16 protein-coding genes are annotated in these 19,534 nt (G+C 67.7%); 6 read left to right on the top strand and 10 right to left on the bottom strand.

Going from position 1 to position 19,534, the window contains the following annotated elements:
• Nucleotides 1-17: 17 nt before the first annotated feature.
• The gene (locus tag FDA38_RS15440; RefSeq protein ID WP_233714732.1) at nucleotides 18-818 is read left to right on the top strand and encodes a class I SAM-dependent methyltransferase; all 801 of its coding nucleotides are present in this window, start codon (nucleotides 18-20) and stop codon (nucleotides 816-818) included.
• A complete protein-coding gene (locus FDA38_RS15435) occupies nucleotides 815-1,861 on the top strand; it encodes an acyltransferase family protein (RefSeq protein ID WP_137254720.1) in 1,047 nt (348 codons plus the stop codon). The genes FDA38_RS15440 and FDA38_RS15435 overlap by 4 nt, the downstream gene beginning before the upstream one ends.
• On the opposite strand, the gene FDA38_RS15430 is transcribed toward FDA38_RS15435, so the two are convergent.
• A complete protein-coding gene (locus FDA38_RS15430) occupies nucleotides 1,759-4,428 on the bottom strand; it encodes an alpha-(1->3)-arabinofuranosyltransferase domain-containing protein (RefSeq protein WP_233714731.1) in 2,670 nt (889 codons plus the stop codon). The genes FDA38_RS15435 and FDA38_RS15430 overlap by 103 nt on opposite strands.
• 95 nt (nucleotides 4,429-4,523) lie before the next feature.
• Between FDA38_RS15430 and FDA38_RS15425 the strand changes: the two genes are divergently transcribed.
• On the top strand, nucleotides 4,524-5,774 hold the full coding sequence (locus FDA38_RS15425) for an MATE family efflux transporter (protein ID WP_137254718.1): 1,251 nt from the start codon (nucleotides 4,524-4,526) through the stop codon (nucleotides 5,772-5,774).
• A 1-nt stretch (nucleotide 5,775) separates the two neighbouring features.
• On the opposite strand, the gene FDA38_RS15420 is transcribed toward FDA38_RS15425, so the two are convergent.
• Genes FDA38_RS15420 through FDA38_RS15410 form a run of 3 tightly spaced genes read right to left on the bottom strand, consistent with a single transcriptional unit; the run spans nucleotide 5,776 to nucleotide 9,446 of the window.
• Nucleotides 5,776-6,759 (bottom strand): ABC transporter permease, encoded by a 984-nt coding sequence (locus FDA38_RS15420; protein ID WP_137254717.1) that lies wholly within the window; start codon nucleotides 6,757-6,759, stop codon nucleotides 5,776-5,778.
• Between the two features lie 3 nt (nucleotides 6,760-6,762).
• Nucleotides 6,763-7,698: a carbohydrate ABC transporter permease gene (locus FDA38_RS15415; RefSeq protein ID WP_137254716.1), complete on the bottom strand. Its 936-nt coding sequence runs from the start codon at nucleotides 7,696-7,698 to the stop codon at nucleotides 6,763-6,765.
• A complete protein-coding gene (locus FDA38_RS15410; RefSeq protein WP_137254715.1) occupies nucleotides 7,695-9,446 on the bottom strand; it encodes a type 2 periplasmic-binding domain-containing protein in 1,752 nt (583 codons plus the stop codon). The genes FDA38_RS15415 and FDA38_RS15410 overlap by 4 nt, the downstream gene beginning before the upstream one ends.
• Before the next feature lie 246 nt (nucleotides 9,447-9,692).
• Here FDA38_RS15410 and FDA38_RS15405 point away from each other — a divergent pair, with 246 nt between their 5' ends.
• Nucleotides 9,693-10,175: an NUDIX hydrolase gene (locus FDA38_RS15405; protein WP_137254714.1), complete on the top strand. Its 483-nt coding sequence runs from the start codon at nucleotides 9,693-9,695 to the stop codon at nucleotides 10,173-10,175.
• On the opposite strand, the gene polA is transcribed toward FDA38_RS15405, so the two are convergent.
• A complete protein-coding gene (gene polA, locus FDA38_RS15400) occupies nucleotides 10,172-12,874 on the bottom strand; it encodes a DNA polymerase I (RefSeq protein WP_137255480.1) in 2,703 nt (900 codons plus the stop codon). The genes FDA38_RS15405 and polA overlap by 4 nt on opposite strands.
• Nucleotides 12,875-12,978: 104 nt before the next feature.
• Here polA and FDA38_RS15395 point away from each other — a divergent pair, with 104 nt between their 5' ends.
• Nucleotides 12,979-13,368, top strand: a complete 390-nt coding sequence (locus tag FDA38_RS15395; protein WP_134103949.1) for a hotdog fold thioesterase — start codon at nucleotides 12,979-12,981, stop codon at nucleotides 13,366-13,368.
• On the opposite strand, the gene FDA38_RS15390 is transcribed toward FDA38_RS15395, so the two are convergent.
• Complete coding sequence (locus tag FDA38_RS15390) at nucleotides 13,331-13,972, bottom strand: GNAT family N-acetyltransferase (protein ID WP_233714729.1); 642 nt, start codon at nucleotides 13,970-13,972, stop codon at nucleotides 13,331-13,333. The two genes, FDA38_RS15395 and FDA38_RS15390, sit on opposite strands and share 38 nt — an antisense overlap.
• A 127-nt stretch (nucleotides 13,973-14,099) precedes the next feature.
• On the opposite strand from FDA38_RS15390, the gene FDA38_RS15385 reads away from it, so the two are divergent.
• Entirely contained in the window at nucleotides 14,100-14,840 is a 741-nt protein-coding gene (locus tag FDA38_RS15385; RefSeq protein ID WP_137254712.1) for a DUF554 domain-containing protein, read from the top strand.
• A gap of 18 nt (nucleotides 14,841-14,858) precedes the next feature.
• On the opposite strand, the gene FDA38_RS15380 is transcribed toward FDA38_RS15385, so the two are convergent.
• Genes FDA38_RS15380 through FDA38_RS15365 form a run of 4 tightly spaced genes read right to left on the bottom strand, consistent with a single transcriptional unit; the run spans nucleotide 14,859 to nucleotide 19,526 of the window.
• Entirely contained in the window at nucleotides 14,859-15,575 is a 717-nt protein-coding gene (locus FDA38_RS15380) for an ABC transporter ATP-binding protein (RefSeq protein ID WP_137254711.1), read from the bottom strand.
• The gene (locus tag FDA38_RS15375; RefSeq protein ID WP_137254710.1) at nucleotides 15,572-16,501 is read right to left on the bottom strand and encodes an ABC transporter ATP-binding protein; all 930 of its coding nucleotides are present in this window, start codon (nucleotides 16,499-16,501) and stop codon (nucleotides 15,572-15,574) included. The genes FDA38_RS15380 and FDA38_RS15375 overlap by 4 nt, the downstream gene beginning before the upstream one ends.
• Nucleotides 16,498-18,213 (bottom strand): branched-chain amino acid ABC transporter permease, encoded by a 1,716-nt coding sequence (locus tag FDA38_RS15370; RefSeq protein WP_137254709.1) that lies wholly within the window; start codon nucleotides 18,211-18,213, stop codon nucleotides 16,498-16,500. The genes FDA38_RS15375 and FDA38_RS15370 overlap by 4 nt, the downstream gene beginning before the upstream one ends.
• The gene (locus FDA38_RS15365; protein ID WP_233714728.1) at nucleotides 18,210-19,526 is read right to left on the bottom strand and encodes a branched-chain amino acid ABC transporter permease; all 1,317 of its coding nucleotides are present in this window, start codon (nucleotides 19,524-19,526) and stop codon (nucleotides 18,210-18,212) included. The genes FDA38_RS15370 and FDA38_RS15365 overlap by 4 nt, the downstream gene beginning before the upstream one ends.
• Nucleotides 19,527-19,534 lie beyond the last annotated feature (8 nt).

Raw genomic sequence — 19,534 nt, 5'->3', positions numbered from 1 at the left:
ACACTAGAGTGTGCGGGGTGAACAGGCCGGTACGGGTGGAACTGACCGAGGTGGAGACCTCGCGGGCCAGTCGCACCTACTGGGACTCGGCAGCTGACGAGTACCTGGAGGAGCACGGCGACTTCCTCGGCGACGACCGGTTCATCTGGTCTCCCGAGGGTGTGGACGAGGAGTCGGCCCGGCTGCTCGGTCCGGTCAAGGGCAGGCGGATCCTCGAGGTCGGCTGCGGCGCGGCCCAGTGCTCACGCTGGCTCGTCGGCCAGGGAGCGGATGTGGTTGCCTTCGACATCTCTCTCGAGCAGCTCCGGGTCGCCAAGGACCTGGACGCCCAGACCGGTACGTCGGTCCGCACCGTCGCGGCAGACGCGGTAGCCCTGCCGTACGCCGACAGCACCTTCGACATCGCCTGCTCCGCCTTCGGCGCACTGCCTTTCGTCGCCGACGTCGGTACGGCGTTCCGCGAGCTGGCCCGCGTGCTGCGACCCGGCGGCCTGCTGGTGTTCTCGGTGACCCACCCCTTCCGCTGGACGATGCCCGACGACCCGTCGCCGGCCGGACTGCGCATCACCCACTCGTACTTCGACCGGACGCCGTACGTCGAGGTCGACGACTCCGGTACGCCGGTGTATGCCGAGCACCACCGCACCACCGGCGACTGGATCCGCGAGCTGACCGGCGCCGGCTTTGTCGTCGACGACCTGCTCGAGCCGGAGTGGCCGGCCGGGCACGAGCTGATCTGGGGCGGCTGGGGTCCCGAACGCGGACCGCTCGTACCCGGCACTGCCATCTGGACCGCACACAAGGCGCTGGGCGCATGACCCGATTCCCGGCAGTCGACGGGCTGCGAGCGATCGCCGCGATCGCAGTGGTGATCGCACAGGTCGGCCTGCAGACGCATGCGCCACTTGCTGGTGTCGTGTCCCGGCTGGACGTCGGCTGGGCGATCTTCTGCGCGATCTCCGGCTTCCTGCTCTACCGGCCGCACGTCGTCGCCTGGTTCTCGGCCACCGAGCCGCCGCTCACGCTGCCCTACCTGCGTGGCCGTGCGCTGCGGATCCTGCCCGCGCTGCTGATCACCATCGTGCTGTCGATCGCCTTCGTCCCACACCCGGCGACCACGTACCTCCGGTGGGCCGTCCTCACACCACTGCCCTTCTATCTGCTCCTCCCCGGACTTGGCCGACTGCTGACCGGCTACGAGCGACCGACCCGCCGCAGTGTCCGCTGGCGGCTCCTGGTGCTGGTCGCGCTGACCGTGCTCGGCCCGGTGTGGATGGCAGCAGTCACGGCAACCGATCACCCGCAGGCGGGCCTCTGGCTACCCGGGTACCTCGGTTGGTTCGCGGTCGGCATGGGCCTGGCGCTCTGGCAGGTCGCCCGCGCCACAGGTCGCCTGGGCCCGTCTGCACTCGACACGCTGACCAGAGTCCCCGGAACGCTCTGGGGAATCGCCGCCGCGCTGCTACTGATCTCCGCGACCCCGCTCGCGGGACCGTACGACCACTCCGCGCCCACACCGGCGCAGGCACTGCTCAAGGGCCTGCTCTACACCGCAGTCGTCGCATGCGCGCTCTTCCCGATCCTGACGCCCTCGGCGAGGACAGTCCGCGTGCTGGGTGGTCGCCCGGCGCAGATCGGTGCACGGCTGTCGTACGGCGTGGTGGTGTACGGGTTCGTCGTACTGGGAGTGATGCGCGGGCCGTTCGCAGTACAGCTGCTGGTGACGCTGGTGGGTGCGGTCGTGCTGGCCGCCGCGAGTTACCGCCTGATCGAGCGGCCGGTCCTGCGCTTCGGGAAGAACACTGCGGTGGCCAGGACTGCCAGCAGTGTGACCAGTCCGAGCAGCAGCCCGGCGCGATAGCTCCGAGCCGGCATGAAGCTGGCCGTGACGACCTGCTCGGGTCCAGCGGGCAGTACCCATCCCTGCTGCCAGCCGCCGATCCGGATCGGCGTCAGCTTGTGGCCGGTGCTGTCGTACGCCTCCCAGCCCGCGTTGTAGTTCTGCGCGACCGCCAGCACGGACTGCTCGTCGGCGTCCGGCACCTCGACCGTCAGCTCCGCCGGGTTCGGACGCCACACGTCCACACCCTGCACCGGCGTCACGGACACGTCGCCGAACCCGGCCTTGACCAGCGTCGTCTCGATCGGCACGACCCCACCGCCTGCGAGCACCTCGACGCGGTGGCTCCCGGACCGCAGCGACACCGAAGTCGCACCACACAGGCTGAACGGCACAGGCCGCCGCTTCAGCAGGTCCCGCATCGTCGCCGCGACCTGCGTCGTCGCAGCTACACCGTCAATGCGCACCACCGGCCCGTTCCCGCAGTACGACGGGACGCGTCGGTCCGGATCGACTGCCTTGCGCAGCTCGTCCGCGCCCAGCACGGCGACCTCGGTGACCCCGACCGGGCTGCGATGCGCGTCCTGCAACGGCTTCGTCGCGGTGAAGTCGATCTTGATCGTCTGCACGTGCCGCGCCGCGAACCGGACGTATCCGTCGGCGTCGACCGTGGCCCGGATCGACCCGCCACCGTCGAAGTGCAGCGCGACCTCGGCCGGCCGCGAGCCGTCCAGGTAGGTGTCGGACTGGAAGCGCAGCCCCCGCACATCCCTTGCCGCAGGCAACTTCAGCGTCAGGCTCGGCTTCGGGTCATCCGGATCCGCCTGCCAACTCGTCCCGGGGTCGCGGTCGACCGCTGCCCCCGGCCGTCCCTCCGGCGCCGTGACGGCCCGCGAGGACGCGGTAGCGGTGATCGCGCCGGCCACCGGCAACAGCCGCTCCAGCGCCTCACCGTCCTTCGGCAAGGCCATACCCCGCAGCTCGTACGACGCGGCCTGCGGCAACTGCACCGTCCGAGAAAGACCACGTGGTTCATCAGCAGCCTGATCCTGGCTGCACAGCGCCCGTACCCCGAGGTGCAAGCAGCCGGAGCGCCCGATCTGCTGACTCCGCAACACGACCGCACTCGGCTGCTGATCGACTGCCTGGCTCACATCGGTATCGATCAACGGCAGTCCGTCAAGCTTGTTGTCCTCACGCAGTACTGCGCTCCCACTCCCGCCGAGCGCCGTCACGACGGTCGGTACGTCGTCAGCCGTACCGTCGACCGCCACGAGCCGGGACCGCGGGATCAGGCGCCCCGGCGTGGTCGCGCCGACGTCGTAGATCTCCACGCTCGGGTACGCGATCCGGGTCGGCCCGCCGGGACCGAAGTACGCGACTCGTCCGATGCCGGCGTCGGCCAGGCTCTCGTGGATCGCGAGCGTGTCCGCCAGGTCATTGCGTACGACGACGTACCGGACGCCGTCGTGGTTGAGCTCCTGCCGCAGCGTCTGGTCGCCGACACCGGAGTCGACGCGGCGCTGCACGTCAGCCGTCAGCGCGGCCATCGGTCGCTTGACCAATGCCGTGAGGGGCTCGGTCGTGGTGGACAGGAGCAGCACACTGCCCGGGGCAGACTGATCGTCCAGCCACGCTGCCGCCGCGTTCCAGTGCGCTGGGATCGCAGCCGACGCGCCGTCCGGTCGCAGCAGGACCACGGGCGCGGCTGCAGCCACCGCCAGGCACGCGACGACGGCCGGTACGACACGGCGGCTGACGCCTCGGGACACGGACACATTGGCCAGGCGACGCAGGTAGTGCGCTCCGGCGACTGCGAGCGGCACTCCGACGACCACACCGATCACCGGCAGCCAGCGCGGGCCTGGCGGCGCAGCGCCGTACTGGAACAGCAACGCGAGCGGCACCAGCCACCAGACCGACGCGGCCACCACAAAGCCGAGCCAGCCCAGTGCGAGCTTCAGTTTCGCATGGCTGATCAGCCAGACCAGCGGTACGACGAGCGTCGCCGCACCCGCGACCGGGTCCGCGCCGCCGATCAGCGCGAACGCCAGAGCCGACCAGCTGGCGCGCCACCAGCCGGAGCGGGCACGCGGTGAGACGAGTGGCAGCAGGATCCACGGAGCCATGGCCATCGGCCACACCTCGATCGGGAACTCGCCGAACACGCGCGGCACGAGCGCGTAGAGCAGTGCCACCGCGAAACGGGTCCACGGCACGCCGTACTCCAGGACGCTGCAGAGCTTCCAGATACCGAGGAAGGCGACGCAGAGGACCAGCGACCACCAGAGCCGCTGGGTGATCCAGTCCGGAACTGACAACGCGTCCAGCAGCCAGTGGAACGGCCCGATCGGCAGGAGGTAGCCGAAGGCGTCGCTCTGCACCTGACCGAAGGCCGTGTGCGGGTCCCACAAGTGCAGAGCTCGCGAGAGGAACCGTCCGGGTGCCGCGGTCAGCTCGATCCTGCTGTCCGCAAGGATCTTGCCCGGAGCCTGCTGAAAGCACAGCGCCACCAGAGCCAGGCAGCCCAGCACGAGCCGAGCTCGCCAGACCACCTGCTCCGAACTACCTGCTTTCAGCCTCCCCACCGGCGGGACATTAACGGATCCGGCGGCTTCCGGACGGCATCGTTGCCGTACCGTGAGGTCGGCAATATCACCCCACCGATCTGAGGCAGCGCAGTATGACGTCGGGCACCACCCAACCGCAGGCGCCGCGCAGTGCCTTCCTGCGCAGCGCCACCGTGGTCGCCGTCGCGATGGCGATCATGAATGTGGCCGCCTACGGGTTCACGCTGATCGGTTCGCGCCTGCTGATGCCCGAGGAGTTCGGAGCGATCACCGCTCTCCTCGGTCTGCTGCTGATCGGCAACGTCGCCTCACTGGGTCTGCAGGCCGCAGGTGCTCGCCAGCTCGCTACGCACACCGGCGACGGCGCGGCCGCGCTGGCTGACGCGATGCTGCGCGCAGGCCGCCGATCTGCTCTGGGACTCACAGCGCTCTGCCTAGTACTGACGCCGCTGTTCATGTGGCTGCTTCACATCGACTCGGTCGTTGCGATCCTGCTGCTGGCGCCGACGCTGGGCGGCCTCACGCTGATGGGTTCGCAGCTCGGCGTACTGCAGGGCAGCAAGCGTTGGACAGAGCTGGCCGCGGTCTACTTCTCGACCGGCGTCGGTCGACTGGTGCTCGGCGGCGGCGCACTGCTGATCCACCCGTCGCTGGACTGGGCCATGGCCGGTCTCGCGCTCGGCGCCGCCGTACCGGCCCTGCTGGGTCAGTTCTTCCTCCGCGGATCGACGGGCTCGACCGGCCAGCAGGTCAAGGACGTACTGCGAGAGTCCGTGCACGGCACGCACACGCTGCTCGCGTTCTTCGCGCTCGCGAACGCGGACGTGCTCTTCGCCCGCGCCCTGCTCGACGAGAAGGACAGCGGGTACTACGCGGCCGGCTTGATCATCGCGAAGGCCTGTCTGTTCCTGCCGCAGTTCGTCATCGTGCTGGTGTTCCCGTCGCTCGCCAACTCCCCCGGCGACACCGTCCGGCTGCGGCGCGCGATCATGGCCGTCGCGGGCCTCGGTGTCTGCGCGGTCGTCGGTACGTTGATCCTGCCCGGCGTCGTCGTCGAGGTGATCGGCGGCAAGGAGAAGTACGCGCCACTCGGCCCGTACACCTGGCTGTTCGCAGTCTCCGGCTCCGCGTACGCCGTACTCCAACTCGTCGTGTACGCCGCGATCGCGCAGCAGGAGAAGCGCGCCGCGCTGCTGATCTGGATCGGCCTCGTCGTACTCGCGGTGGCGGCCGGGATCGTCCTGGGCACCGGCATCGCCACCGGCCTGAACGGCGTGAAGGTGCTGGTCGCAATGACCAGCACCTGCGCGCTCCTGCTCTCCGCCGCCCTGGCGACCGGACTCCACCGCCAGGCCGGCGACTAGCTCACCACAGGCTGGACTTCGCGAACCGGCGGGCGAAGGTGTTCGCCAGCACCAGCAGGACCAACCCGATCACCGATCTGAACAGCCCGATCGCGGTCGCATAGCTGAACTGCGGTACCGCCGAGGCCAGACCGATCTTGTAGACGTACGTATCGATCACTTCGGCGACATCGAGGTTGAGGCTGTTCTGCATCAGCAGCACCTTCTCGAACCCGACGGACAGGATCCTGCCGATGTCCAGGATCAGCAGGATCACCGCCACCGGCACGATCGCCGGCAGGTCGATGTGCCAGATCCGCCGCAACCGCGACGCCCCGTCCACGATCGCCGCCTCGTGCAGTTCCGGCGGCACACTGGTCAGCGCGGCCAGGTAGATGATCGCGGCGAACCCCATCGTCTGCCACGCCCCGGACCACACGTAGAGGTGCCGGAACATGCCGGAGTCACCCATCACGTTGGCCGGACCGAACCCGAACAGGCCGATGAACTTGTTGGTCACGCCGGTGTTCGGGCTGGTCAGTACGACGAGCAGACCCACCACGACCACGGTCGAGATGAAGTGCGGCGCATAGGTGATCAGCTGCGACGCACGGCTGAACCACTTCTTCCGGACGGTGTTCAGGCAGAGCGCGAGAATGATCGGCAGCGGGAACGTCGCCACGAGTTCATAGACGTGCAGGTACACGGTGTTCTTGATCAGCCGCCAGAACTGGTACGACTCCACGAACCGGTGGAAGTACTTCATCCCGGCCCACGGGCTGCCCCAGATCCCCTGCACCACGTTGTAGTCCTTGAACGCGATGATCACGCCGTACATCGGCCAGTAGGCGAAGATCGCCAGCCAGATCAGCGGCAGCGCGAGCATCGCGTACAGCTGCCAGTTGCGCCGCATCCGCAGCCCCAGGCCGACCGCGTTCTTCGCGCTCCGGGTCCGCTTGTGGGTGGCGGACCGGACGGTCGAGCGAGCTTCTGTCGAGGTCGCCATCGGCTATCCCTTCAAGGAGCCGACCATGGCTCCCTTGACGAAGTGCTTCTGCACGAACGGGTAGACCAGCAGCGGCGGGATCATCCCGATCACGATCAGCGAGTACTTCAGCTGCTGCTGCAACTCCTGCATCTGCAGCAGCTTGCTGGTGTCCTGCATCTGCGACGGGTCGACCTTGGACTGGATCAGGATCTGCCGCAGCACCACCTGCAGCGGGAACAGGTGCTCGTTGGTCAGGTAGATCAGCGCGTTGAAGAACGAGTTCCATTGCCCGACCGCGTAGAACAACAGGTTCACCGCGATGATCGGCTTGCTCAGCGGCAGCACCACCCGCCAGAAGAAGCTGAAGTCGCTGCAGCCGTCCACCTTCCCGGCCTCGACCAGCTCCTCCGGGATCGTCACCATGAAGTAGGTCCGGGTGATGATCACGTTCCAGACCGCCAGCGCGGTCGGCAGGATGATCGCCCAGCGCGTGTTCAGCAGTCCGAGCTGATCCACCACCAGGTACGTCGGGATCAGTCCGCCGTTGAACATCATCGTGAACACGAACGCGCCCATGATGATGCCCTTGCCCGGCAGGCCCTTCCGGGACAACGGGTACGCCGCGAGCAGGGTCAGGACCGTCGCCACCAGCGCGCCGGCGACCGCGTAGTACACCGAGTTGCCGAAGCTGCTGACGATCGCCTTGTAGTCGAAGATCGCCCGGTAGGCATCCAGCGTGAACCCGACCGGCCACAGCCAGACCTCGCCGGCCGACACCTTCCTGGTGTTGCTCACCGAGGCGCTGAGGACGTAGACGAGCGGATACAGGATCGCCAGGCAGAACAGACCCAGCGCGGTGTAGATGCACGCCATCGCGATCTTGTCGCCGCGGGTGTCCTGGATCGAAGAGCCGACCGCCAGCCGCGTCTCGTCAGGCGGCAGTGTCCCGGCGCTCATCCGTTGTACGTCTCGTAGGCGGCCTGCTGCAGCTCGAGATAAGGCTTCACGCCGATCTTGCTGACCCGGTCCTTGTAGTCGTTCCAAGCGCCGTCGTCGTTCGGGTCGAGCTGCCCGGTGAGGAACTTCGCGAACGACTGGTTCACCTCGCCCTTGAGGTTCGTCCGCAGCTCGGCCTCCTGCGCGGCCTGATCCTCGTCCAGCGTCACCGGCGGGAACTGCATCTCCTGCGGCTGCTTGAGCGGGAAGAACCGCTCCTTGGTCTGCTCGTACAACGGCTTCTCGAAGGTGAGGTCACCAGGCACCACCCGCTCGCCCAGCCGGAAGTCCTGCGAGCGGTACATCGGGTTGTCCTGGCCCCAGTTGAGGTTCTTCTGCGAGTTCCAGGTCGCGTCGAAGCCGTAGACCGCCTGCTTGCCGTTGATCCCGAGATCGCCCTTCTTCGCCCACGCGAACTTCGGGCCGCCGTACCCGCGCAGGATCGCCTCCAGCTCGTACTGCGCGTCGGCCCACTGGACCAGCAGATCCGGCTTGGCGCACTTCTTCGTGATCACCAGATGCGCGACCTCGACGCCGACGGTGAGGTAGTCCCAGGCGGCGTACTGGACGCCGTTCGGACCCTTCAGCGGCGGGCAGGCCTCGTACTGACGCCAGCGGGCGTTCGGGTCCTTCTGGTCGATGTCGAGGAAGTTGCCCCAGTAGTTCGACCGGGCGCCGCCGATCAGCGGCTTGCCCGGCGCGTTGCCGTACCGCTTCAACTGGTCGCCATCGGCGGTGAAGACGTCCCGGCTGATCAGCCCTTCCTTGTAGAGGCCGTTCACGTACTTCAGGCCCTCGCGCCACTCGTCCTTGTCGAACGCGACGTCGACCTTGCCGTCCTTGACCACCAGCCACGGCTCGCCCGGATCGTAGAGGAACGCGTTCATGAAGAACGGGTCGATCGGAGCCTCGTTGTAGCCCGCGAACGGGATGGTCTTACCGTTGCCGGCCAGGTCCGCCTTCTTGAACGCACGCAGTACTTCGCGGAACTCGTCGGTGGTCTTCGGCATCGCCAGCCCGACCTGCTTGATCCAGTCGACGTTCAGCCACGCGCGGCCGTCGATGGCCCGGCAGTGGAAGCAGTCGTTGATCCCCGGGAACGAGTAGATCTTCTTGTCCGGCGCCTGGATCAGCTTGCGGGTCTCCGGGTAGTCCTTCATCGCCTGCTGCAGGTTCAGCGCATAGGCGTCGAGGTGCTGCCCGACGTCGGTGAACAGTCCCTGTGCGCCGTACAGGAAGAGCTGGGAGCGGGTGAACCCGATCCCGAGGAACGCGTCCGGGATGTCGCCGGCCGCGATCATCGCGTTGACCTTGGTCATCACGTCGTCGTCGGTGCCGCCGATCTGGCTCCACTCGATGTGCACACCGGTCTTCTGCTCGAGCCACTTCGTGAACGCGTTGGTCTTCCAGTCGCCGATCGTCACGTCCTGCTGGACGACGATCTTGAACGTGACCTTCTCGGTTGTGAGCGGTTTCAGCGTGCGGGCGACCGGCCCGACATACCCCTCCGGGTACTGCACGGTGGTCAGCTTCGGGCCGAGCGTCACGCTCGGAGCGGCCTCGCCGGCACCTGCGGCCGCGGCGCCGGCGTTGCTCTTGCCGCTGCACCCGCTGAGCAGGCCGCCGCCGGCAGTCGCCGCGGTCAGGCCGAGTGCTCCCGCGATCAATGATCGACGGCTGACTCCAGGGCGCGCGTCATCGTTCGGCATGGTTCCTCCTGGCGGCTGGTCGGAACAAAAGACGAAATATCCGAGAGCGATATCCGATAGGATCTCGGATCTTTGCCCCGGAGAATGACATAGAAAGCGCTTGCACGGAAGGCCTCGACGAGCACTGACCGAGATCGGTCCATCACTGTCGGTATCTTGCGCGGCAAGCGCTTACCGCTTGCGCTGGACGATCCAACTTTCTTGCGTCAAGAAACCCGCGCCGGGCCGTTCTATAGGGTGCTGGGCATGCCGACACCGAAGTTCATCCTCGACCTGCGCGAGAAGATCGGCCACGACCTGCTGTGGCTGACCGGCGTCACCGCCGTGGTCCTGGACGAGCATGAACAGGTCCTGCTGGTACGGCGTGCCGACAACGGCCGCTGGAGCCTGGTTTCCGGCATCCTCGAGCCCGGCGAGCAGCCGGCTGTCGGCCTGATCCGCGAGATCCAGGAGGAGACTGCCGTCGAGGCCGAGATCGTGCGCCTGGTCAGTCTCGAGTCGCTCCCGCCGGCCAGCTACCCGAACGGCGACCAGGTCCAGTTCCTCGACCTGTGCTTTCGCTGCCGCCCGCTGCGCGGCGAGCCGCGGGTCAACGACGACGAGTCTCTCGACGTCCGCTGGTGGCCGCTGAACGACCTGCCCGAGCTGACGGACCGGGAGCAGGCGTCCATCCAGAACGCCCTCTCCCCCGATCCGACGCCGGTGTATCTGACCGCGGAGCCGAGCTAGTGGGCGGCTTCGTGCCAGGTGCGGCCGACGCCCACTGAGACGTCCAGCGGGACGTCCATCTCGACCGCGTGGCCCATGTCGTGGCGGACCAGTTCCTCAAGCGCCTCGCGTTCGCCGGGGGCGATCTCGAAGACCAGTTCGTCGTGGACCTGAAGGAGCATCCGCGACTTCAGGTCGGACTCGCGCAGCGACGCATCGACCTTGAGCATGGCCATCTTGATCACGTCGGCGGCCGAGCCCTGGATCGGGGCGTTCAGTGCCATCCGCTCGGCCATCTCGCGGCGCTGGCGGTTGTCGCTGGTCAGGTCCGGCAGGTACCGCCGGCGGCCCAGGATCGTCTCGGTGTACCCGGTCTTGCCTGCGTCGATCACGATCGAGCGCAGGTAGTCCCGCACGCCGCCGAAGCCTTCGAAGTACTCGTCCATCAGGCCCTTGGCCTCGTCGACGCCGATCTTCAGCTGCTGACTCAACCCGTACGCCGACAGTCCGTACGCCAGGCCGTAGTTCATCGCCTTGATCTTCGCGCGCTGCTCCTGCGTCACGTCACCCGGCTCGACCGAGAACACCCGGGACGCGGTCACCGAGTGGAAGTCCATCCCGGAGTTGAACGCGTCGATCAGGCCCTGGTCCTTCGACACGTGCGCCATGATCCGCATCTCGATCTGGCTGTAGTCCGCCGACATCAGCGACTCGTTGCCCTCGCCGACGATGAAGGCCTGCCGGATCCGGCGGCCCTCCTCGGTCCGGATCGGGATGTTCTGCAGGTTCGGGTCGGTCGAGCTGAGCCGCCCGGTCGCCGCGATCGTCTGGTTGAACGTCGTGTGGATCCGGCCGTCGCGCGGGCTGATCGTCTTCAGCAGGCCCTCGACCGTCTGCCGCAGGCGGGTCGCGTCCCGGTGCGCCAGCAGGTACGCGAGGAACGGGTGCTCGGTCTTCTCGAACAGCGCCTGCAGCGAGTCCGCGTCCGTGGTGTACCCGGTCTTGGTCCGCTTCGTCTTCGGCATCTGCAACTCGTCGAACAGCACCACCTGCAGCTGCTTCGGCGACCCGAGGTTGATCTCCTTACCGATCACCTCGTACGCCGAGGTCGCGGCCTCCCGCACCCCGGTCGCGAACCGCTCCTCGAGCTGCTCCAGGTACGGCCGGTCGACCGCGATGCCGTCACGCTCCATCGCCGCGATCACCTGGATCAACGGCAACTCGACGTCCGCGAGCAGCGGAGTACCGGCTTGCTTCTCGAGCTCGGTGTCGAGCGTGTCGGCGAGATCGGCGATCGCGCGGGCACGCAGCATCGTGTGGTCCGCAGCCGGGCCGCCCTCGACGTCGTCGAAGCTGAGCTGGCCGTTGTCGGCCTCCTCGTTGCGCAGCTCGCGCTTGAGGTACCGCACGGTCAGGTCGGCCAGGTCGTACGCACGCTGGTCCGGACGGACCAGGTACGCGCTGAGCTGGGTATCCGAGCTCAGGCCGCCGAGCGTCCAGCCGCGCTCCAGGAAGCCGAGGAGCGGACCGTTCACGTCGTGCAGCGCCTTCGGCTGCTTCTCGTCGGCGAGCCAGGTCTTCCACGCGGCCTCGTCGTCCGGCGTCATCATCGTCGGGTCGAACCAGGCCGCGGCGCCGGACGTGTTCGCCAGCGCGAGCCCGGTGATCTGGCCGGTCCCGCCGCCCCAGCTGCCCTGGACCGCGACGCCGACGCGCTCGCCCGTGCTCACGTGCTCCTTGAGCCAGGCCGCCACCTCGCCCGGCTTCAGCTGCGCGCCCTCCAGCTCGAACCCGTGGTCGACTGTCGCGTCGACCTCTTCGTGTTCGGCGACGAGCCGCTCCCGCAGTACCCGGAACTCCAGGCTGTCGAACAGCGTGTGGACCTTGTCCCGGTCCCACGGTGTCCGGGCCAGGTCGTCCACCACGACGTCCAGGGTCAGGTCGCGGACCAGCTCGTTGATCTGCCGGTTCCGGATCACGTCCGCGAGGTGCTCACGCAGTGACTCGCCCGCCTTGCCTTTGATCTCGTTCACCCGGTCGACCACGTCGTTCAGCGAGCCGAAGTGGTTCAGCCACTTGGCCGCGGTCTTCGGCCCGACCCCGGGCACGCCGGGCAGGTTGTCGCTCTGCTCCCCCACCAGCGCGGCCAGATCCGGATACAGCCGCGGGGGGACGCCGTACTTCTCCTCGATCGCGGCCGGGTCCATCCGGGCGATCTCGGAGACACCGCGCTTCGGGTAGAGCACTGTGACGTCGTCGCTGACCAGCTGGAACGCGTCCCGGTCACCGCTGCTGATCAGCACCTCGAAGCCCTGCTCGGACGCCTGCGTGGCCAGCGTGGCGATGATGTCGTCGGCCTCCCAGCCGTCGATCTCGGTGGTCGGGATCCGGAGCGCCTCCAGCACCTCCTTGACCAGCGAGACCTGCCCCTTGAACTCGTCCGGCGACTTCGACCGGCCCGCCTTGTACTCCGCGTACTGCTCGGAGCGGAAGGTCTTGCGGGACACGTCGAAGGCCACGCAGATATGCGTCGGCTGCTCGTCGCGGAGCATGTTGATCAGCATCGAGGTGAACCCGTACACCGCGTTGGTGTGCTGCCCGGTGGTGGTGGAGAAGTTCTCCACCGGGAGCGCGTAGAACGCCCGGTACGCCAGCGAGTGCCCGTCCAGCAGCAGGATCCGCGGTCGCCCGGTGCCCGGGGTCGCGGTGTCCTTTGTCATCGTCGAGGTGTCGGTATCTGGAGCCACACACCGACTCTAGTGGGTCCCGTGGACAGTTCTGACACACTGCTTCCGTGACAGATGAAACGAACCTCGGACCGGGTATGGGCATGGAGGGCACGCTCCTCCAGCTGATGGGAATCGTTGTCAGCGAAGCGTCACCCGAGCGGGTGGTCGCCACGATGCCCGTCAAGGGCAACACGCAGCCGTACGGTCTGCTCCACGGCGGCGCGTCCTGCGTGCTGGCCGAGAGCCTCGGCTCGATCGGCTCCGCGCTGCACGCGGCGACGTACGGGAAGGTCGCGGTCGGTGTCGACATCAACGCGACCCATCACCGGGCGGTCCGCGAGGGAGTGGTCACCGGGGTCGCGACCCCGATCTACCTCGGCCGGACGACGACGTCGTACGAAGTGATCGTCACCGACGAGCGGGACAAGCGGGTCTGCACCGCGCGGATCACTTGCCAGCTGATTCAGGCTCCGCCGGGGAGCTGACCACGGCGCCGCCTACTGTGCCGCCCACCGAGCCGCCGACTGTGCCGCTGAGCTGGGCGCGGCGGGCGAACGCGGACCGGCGGGACGAGAGCAGGGCCAGCAGGTTCGGCGCGTGCTCGGCGGCGAGCCGGCGACGGACCGTGTGCGTGTTCGCGAACCGCAGTACGCCGGCCTGGCCGAGACCGAGCCGGGCCAGGAACCGGTTCGCCTCGCGGGCGATCGCGGGCGCGACGACGGCGAGGTGGGCGCAGCTCTCGTGCTCGGCCCAGGTGACCGCCTCGGCGATCAGGGCCTTGCCGAGACCGTGCCGGCGGGCGGTGTCGCTGACATGCAGGTACTCGACCGTGACCGTGGTGTCGTCGTGCAGCGGGCTGACGGCGGTCTTGCGCAGGTAGGCCATGCCGTGGATGTCGCCGTCCAGCTCGCCCACCAGCAGCCGGCCGAACGGATCGTCCACATGCTTGCTGACGGCAACCTCGGCGGCGGCGGTCGACGGCGGCGCGGGCAACCGGGACGGTAGCCCGGCGGTGGTCAGCTCACGCCACAACGCGACCAGGGCGCCGGCGTCACCCACGCGTGCGTCCCTCACCTCGATGGCTGCCACCACAGCGACCTCCTGGGTCCGGTCCACCCCCGAGGTGAACGGACGGGCCGATACGCTCGTCCTCGCGCAACAGTAGGCCCTCGGGGGTCACATGCAAAGCTGACCAGAGCTGTCCGGAGGGACCAGTTTGTTCATCGGAATCGGGACCGTCGTGAACGTCGCGACAGTGCTCGTCGGTTCGGTACTCGGCGTACTCGTCGGACACCGGCTCAGTCACCGCACCAGGGACCTGGTCACCGATGCGATCGGCCTGGTCACGCTGCTGATCGCGATCTCCTCGGCACTCACCGTCGGCGACAAGGCGCTCAGCGACGCGGTCGGTGACAGCGCCCCGGTGCTGATCGTGCTGGGCGCGATGCTGATCGGCGGGATCACCGGCTCGCTGCTGCACATCGAGGAACGGCTGGAAGGTTTCGGCGCCTGGATGCAGCGCCGCTTCGACCGCGGCGAGGGACAGAGCACGTTCGTCGAAGGGTTCGTGTCGGCGTCGATGGTGTTCTGCGTCGGGCCGCTGACGTTCCTCGGTTCGCTGTCCGACGGGCTCGGCCGCGGCGCGGATCAGCTGTACCTGAAGGCGGTTCTGGACGGCTTCACCTCGATCGCCTTCGCCGCGTCGTTCGGCTGGGGCGTGGCGGCGTCGGCTCTCGTCGTACTCGTGGTCCAGGGTTCGATGACGGCTGTGGGTGCGGTGCTGGGCGACGTACTGCCCGATGCTCATGTGACCGCACTCGGCGCGACCGGCGGGGTGATGCTGATCGGCGTGGCGCTCAGGCTGCTGAAACTGAAGCAGGTAGCAGTCGCCGACCTGCTACCTGCCTTGATCGTGGCGCCGCTGCTGGTTCAGTTGCTCGTTGTCATCCGCAACTGAACCAGCAGCGACGAACCCTCAGTCCTCGCCGAGATAGGCCTTACGGACCGAGTCGTTCACCAACAGATCGCTGCCGGAGCCCGACAGCACGATCTTCCCGACCTCGAGCACGTAGCCGAAGTCGGCCCGCTTCAACGCGGCCTGGGCGTTCTGCTCGACCAGCAGGATCGTCGTACCCTGCCGCTGCAGCTCGGTCACCGTCGACATGATCCGCTTCATCATGATCGGCGACAGACCCATCGACGGCTCGTCCAGCATCAGCAGCTTCGGCCGGCTCATCATCGCCCGGCCCATCGCCAGCATCTGCTGCTCACCGCCGGAGAACGTACCGGCCGGCTGCTTGCGCCGCTCCCCCAGGATCGGGAACAGCTCGTACGCGGACTCCAGGTCGGTCCGTACGCCGGTCGGGTCCCGGCGCGAGAACGCGCCGAGCATCAGGTTCTCCTCGACCGACAGCCGCGGGAAGATCCGCCGGCCCTCGGGCGAGTGGGCCAGACCCCGGGTGACGATGTCGTGCGCCGCCACGTGGTCGATCCGCTCACCCTGGAACCAGATCTCGCCGCCGGTCGGCCGGAGCAGACCGGAGATCGTCTTCAGCGTGGTGGTCTTGCCGGCGCCGTTGGTGCCGATCAGCGACACCACCTGCCCCTGCTCCACGCTGAAGCTGATCTTCTTCACCGCAAGGATCTTGCCGTAGGCAACTTCCAGGTCCTTGACCTCGAGCATGGCGGTCATGAGGTCTCCTCTCCCGTTGCCTCGTCCTCGTCGTCCTCGCCGGTGCCGATGTAGGCCTCGATCACCCGCGGGTCGGACTGCACCTCGTCCGGGCTGCCCTCGATCAGGGCCTCCCCCTGGACCAGACACAGCACCCGGTCGCACAGGTTGAAGATGAACCGCATGTCGTGCTCGATCACCACGACCGACAGCCCGGAGTCCCGGATCTTGAAGATCAGGTCCATCGCCTGCCGGGTCTCCTGCGGGTTCATACCGGCCGTCGGCTCGTCCAGCAGGATGAGCTTCGGGTCGGTGGCCAGCGCCCGCGCGATCTCGAGCCGGCGCTGGTCGCCGTACGGCATGTTCCGGGCCAGGTGCTCGGTCGAGCGGCCGAGACCGACGAAGTCGAGCAGCTCCTGCGCCCGGGCCCGGGTCGCCTCCTCCTCGCGCCGGAACTTCGGCCCCCGCAGGACCGACGTGAGCGCGCCCGCGCTGGTCCGGCAGTACCGCCCGACCATCACGTTCTCCAGCGCGGTCATGTTCGCGAACAGCCGGATGTTCTGGAACGTCCGCGCCATCCCGGCCCGGACGACCGCCCGCGGCTTGGGTGGCAACGGCGACAGCGCGGCGAGCTCCTGGACCGGCACAGCCTCCAGATCGAGCTCCTCGCCCTTCTTGAGCTTCGGGGCCTTCGGCGCCTTCCGCGGTACGCCGGCGAACCGGACCTGACCGCTGGTCGGCTTGTACAGACCGGTGAGGCAGTTGAAGAACGTCGTCTTACCGGCCCCGTTCGGGCCGATCAGACCGACGATCTCACCCTCGCGGACGGTCAGGTTGACGTTGTTGACCGCCAGCAGACCACCGAACCGCATGGTCACGCCGGAGGCTTCCAGGACCGGCTCGCCGATCGGCCGGGAGGCCGCGGGCCGGGACTCGGTCACTGTCATTTCGCCTCCCCGACGGCCAGGCGTTCCTCTTCGATCTCGACGGCCAGCTCCTCGTCCTCTTCGTGGAACTCGAGCTGTCTCCGTCTGCTCGCGACCAGGCCCTCGGGCCGGAACCGCATCATCAGCACCAGCAGCAGGCCGAACATCAGCAGCCGGTACTCCGAGAAGAACCGCAGCTTCTCCGGCAGCAGCTTCAGGATCGTTGCTCCCAGCAACACACCGGCGATGGTGCCCATACCGCCGAGCACGATCGCGGCGAGCAGGAACGCCGACTCGATGAACTGGTACTGGTCCGGACTGACCGCGGCGTCCTGGTGCGCCTTGATGGTGCCGGCCAGACCGGCCAGGAACGCGCCGACCGCGAACGCGAGCAGCTTCAGCCCGAACACGTTCACGCCCATCGCCTCGGCGGCCTTCTCGTCCTCCCGGATCGCGACCCAGCCGCGGCCGATCCGGCTGTTGTTCAGCCGGGCGAAGACCAGGATGACGAAGCCGATCAGGATCAGCAGCAGGAAGTAGTAGTTCGAGAACCGGCCCAGCTCGATCCCGGCGATCGCGTGCTCGTCACCGAAGTTGAACCCGCCGATCTCCAGGTCCGGGATACCCGGGATACCGTTCGGTCCGTTGGTCAGGTTCGGGCCGTTGTTGCCGTCCAGGTTGCCCATCGAGAACCGGAAGATCTCACCGAAGCCGAGCGTCACGATGGCCAGGTAGTCACCCGAGACCCGCAGCGTCGGCGTACCGATGATGAGACCCAGCGTCGCGGACACCGCCGCACCGACCAGCATCACGACCAGGAACGGCGGCTTCCACCCGACGGTGGCGAACGCCGAGTTCGACAGCACCGCGGCCGTGTAGGAGCCGGCCCCGAGGAACGCGATGTACCCGAGGTCGAGCAGGCCGGCCAGACCGACCACGATGTTCAGGCCCATCGCGGTGGCGCCGAAGATCAGCACCTGGTTCGCGATCGACATGTTCGCGTCCGACCCGTTCTGGGTGAACGGGAACAGGAACGCCACCACGAACGCGGCGAGCGTGAGCACCTTGCGGTGCCGCTGCCCGACGTGACCGACGAACGTCATCGTGCCGGTCCGGAACAACGCCGTCGCGATCACGGCGATGAACACCAGACAGAGCACGAACGACCAGGCGTCCTGCAGACCGAGCGCGTACGCCGCGGCGAACAGCACCGCGGCCATCAGCACCGCGATCGTGAGGATCTCGAACCAGCCCGGCAGCCTCGCCTCGCTCATGTCCCGCAACTGCCGCAACGGCAGCATCCAGCCCGAGACCGCGATCGCCAAGGCACCGACGAGCGTGATGTACGCACCCGGGTTCACGTTGATCAGGCCGTCGGACTCGGTGCCGATCGCAACCAGGATCAGCACCATGTAGAGCGTCAGACCGGCGCCGAGCGTCCGGATCCCGAGCGTGGCGTCCAGCCACGCGCCGAGCCTGGTCAGCGGGCCCTTCTCGGCCAGCAGCAGCACCAGCGCCAGGACGGCGGTGATGATCGCGAGGATCTGCAGCCCGCCCGGATAGAAGTTGATCGAGAGGTCGTTCAGGATCGTCTTGTCGTAGCTCCACGACAGGAACGAGCCGACGATCACGAGCACGACGCCCGCGATCCCCAACGGCCACGCGATCGGGCTGACCGGTTTCGCCGGCGGCGCTTCCGTTGCCTCCGGCACCGGAGTTTTCACATCCGTCATGCCCGGTCCACCACCCTCGCGCCGAGCAGGCCCTGCGGCCTGAAGACCAGAACCAGAATCAGGATGACGAAGGCCCAGACGTCCTTCCAGGTGCTTCCGCCGAACTGACCCGGGATGTACTGCGTGGCCATCGCCTCGACCACACCGAGCACCAGACCGCCGACGACAGCGCCGTACACGTTGCCGATACCACCGAGCACGGCCGCGGTGAACGCCTTCAGACCGGCCAGGAAGCCCATCCGGAAGTCGATGTTGTTGTTCTGCAGACCCTGCGAGACACCCGCGATCGCCGCGAGCACCGCACCGAGTGCGAACGCGACCACGATGATCCGGTCGACGTTGATACCCATCAGCCGGGCGGTGTCCGGGTCCTGCGACACGGCCTGCATACCGCGGCCGAGCCGGGTCCGGTTGATGAAGAACCACAGCAGTACGGCGCAGACCACGAGGGCTGCGACGGTGAAGATCGCGGACCGTTGGATGGTCACGCCGCCGACCTGCAGCGCCGTACCGGTCACCACGTCCAGCTGCGGGAACGGGATGCGCTGCTTCGCGCTCGGCCACTCGACCTTGTTGATCAGTTCCTTGAAGATGACCCAGCCGATCTCCGCGGTCAGTGCGGACGCGACGGCCGTGGCAGCCACGGCCTGCACGTTGATCTCGACCCGCGCGCCCTTCTTCGCGAGCCGGCCGGCCAGCACGCCGACCGCCGTACCGACGATGGCACCGCCGACGACGGCCACCACGATGTACAGCGCGGACACGTCGCCGTTGTACAGCCGGACGACGCCCCACAGCACGACGGCGCCGACCGCGGCGCCGAGCAACGGGGCCCGGTCGTTCCACTTGGACACCGGGTGGTTCAGGTTGACCTTGGCCTGCCGCGCGCCGACGACGTAACCGATGGCGATCGCCAGGCCGGCGAACACCGCGACGGTCCAGCCCGGCTGCTCGTAGAAGAGCCGGATGAACTCCTGCAGGAACACCGAGATACCGATCGCGGTGATCAGCGGTGCCAGCCGTGGCGCGTTCCGCAGGGGACGGTACGCGACACGTTCCATCAGCACCGCGGTGCCGACCGACGCGATCATCGCGCCGATGATCATCACCGGCAGGATCCAGACGCTGGTATGACCGTTGAAGAACAGCAAGTACGTGGTCAGCGCGCCGAACGCGCCGATCATGAAGACCTCGCCGTGGGCGAAGTTGATGAGCTGCACGATGCCGTAGACCACGGTGTAACCCACCGCGATCAGGGCGTAGAGCGAGCCCAAGGTCAGCCCGTTGACGAGCTGCTGGAGGAACTGGTCCACGTCGACCT

It is taken from the genome of Kribbella jiaozuonensis (assembly GCF_005233875.1).
Classification (GTDB): Bacteria; Actinomycetota; Actinomycetes; order Propionibacteriales; family Kribbellaceae; genus Kribbella; species Kribbella jiaozuonensis.
The sequence above is the reverse complement of the archived record's forward strand: the minus strand, read 5'-3'. Positions and strand labels throughout refer to the sequence as shown.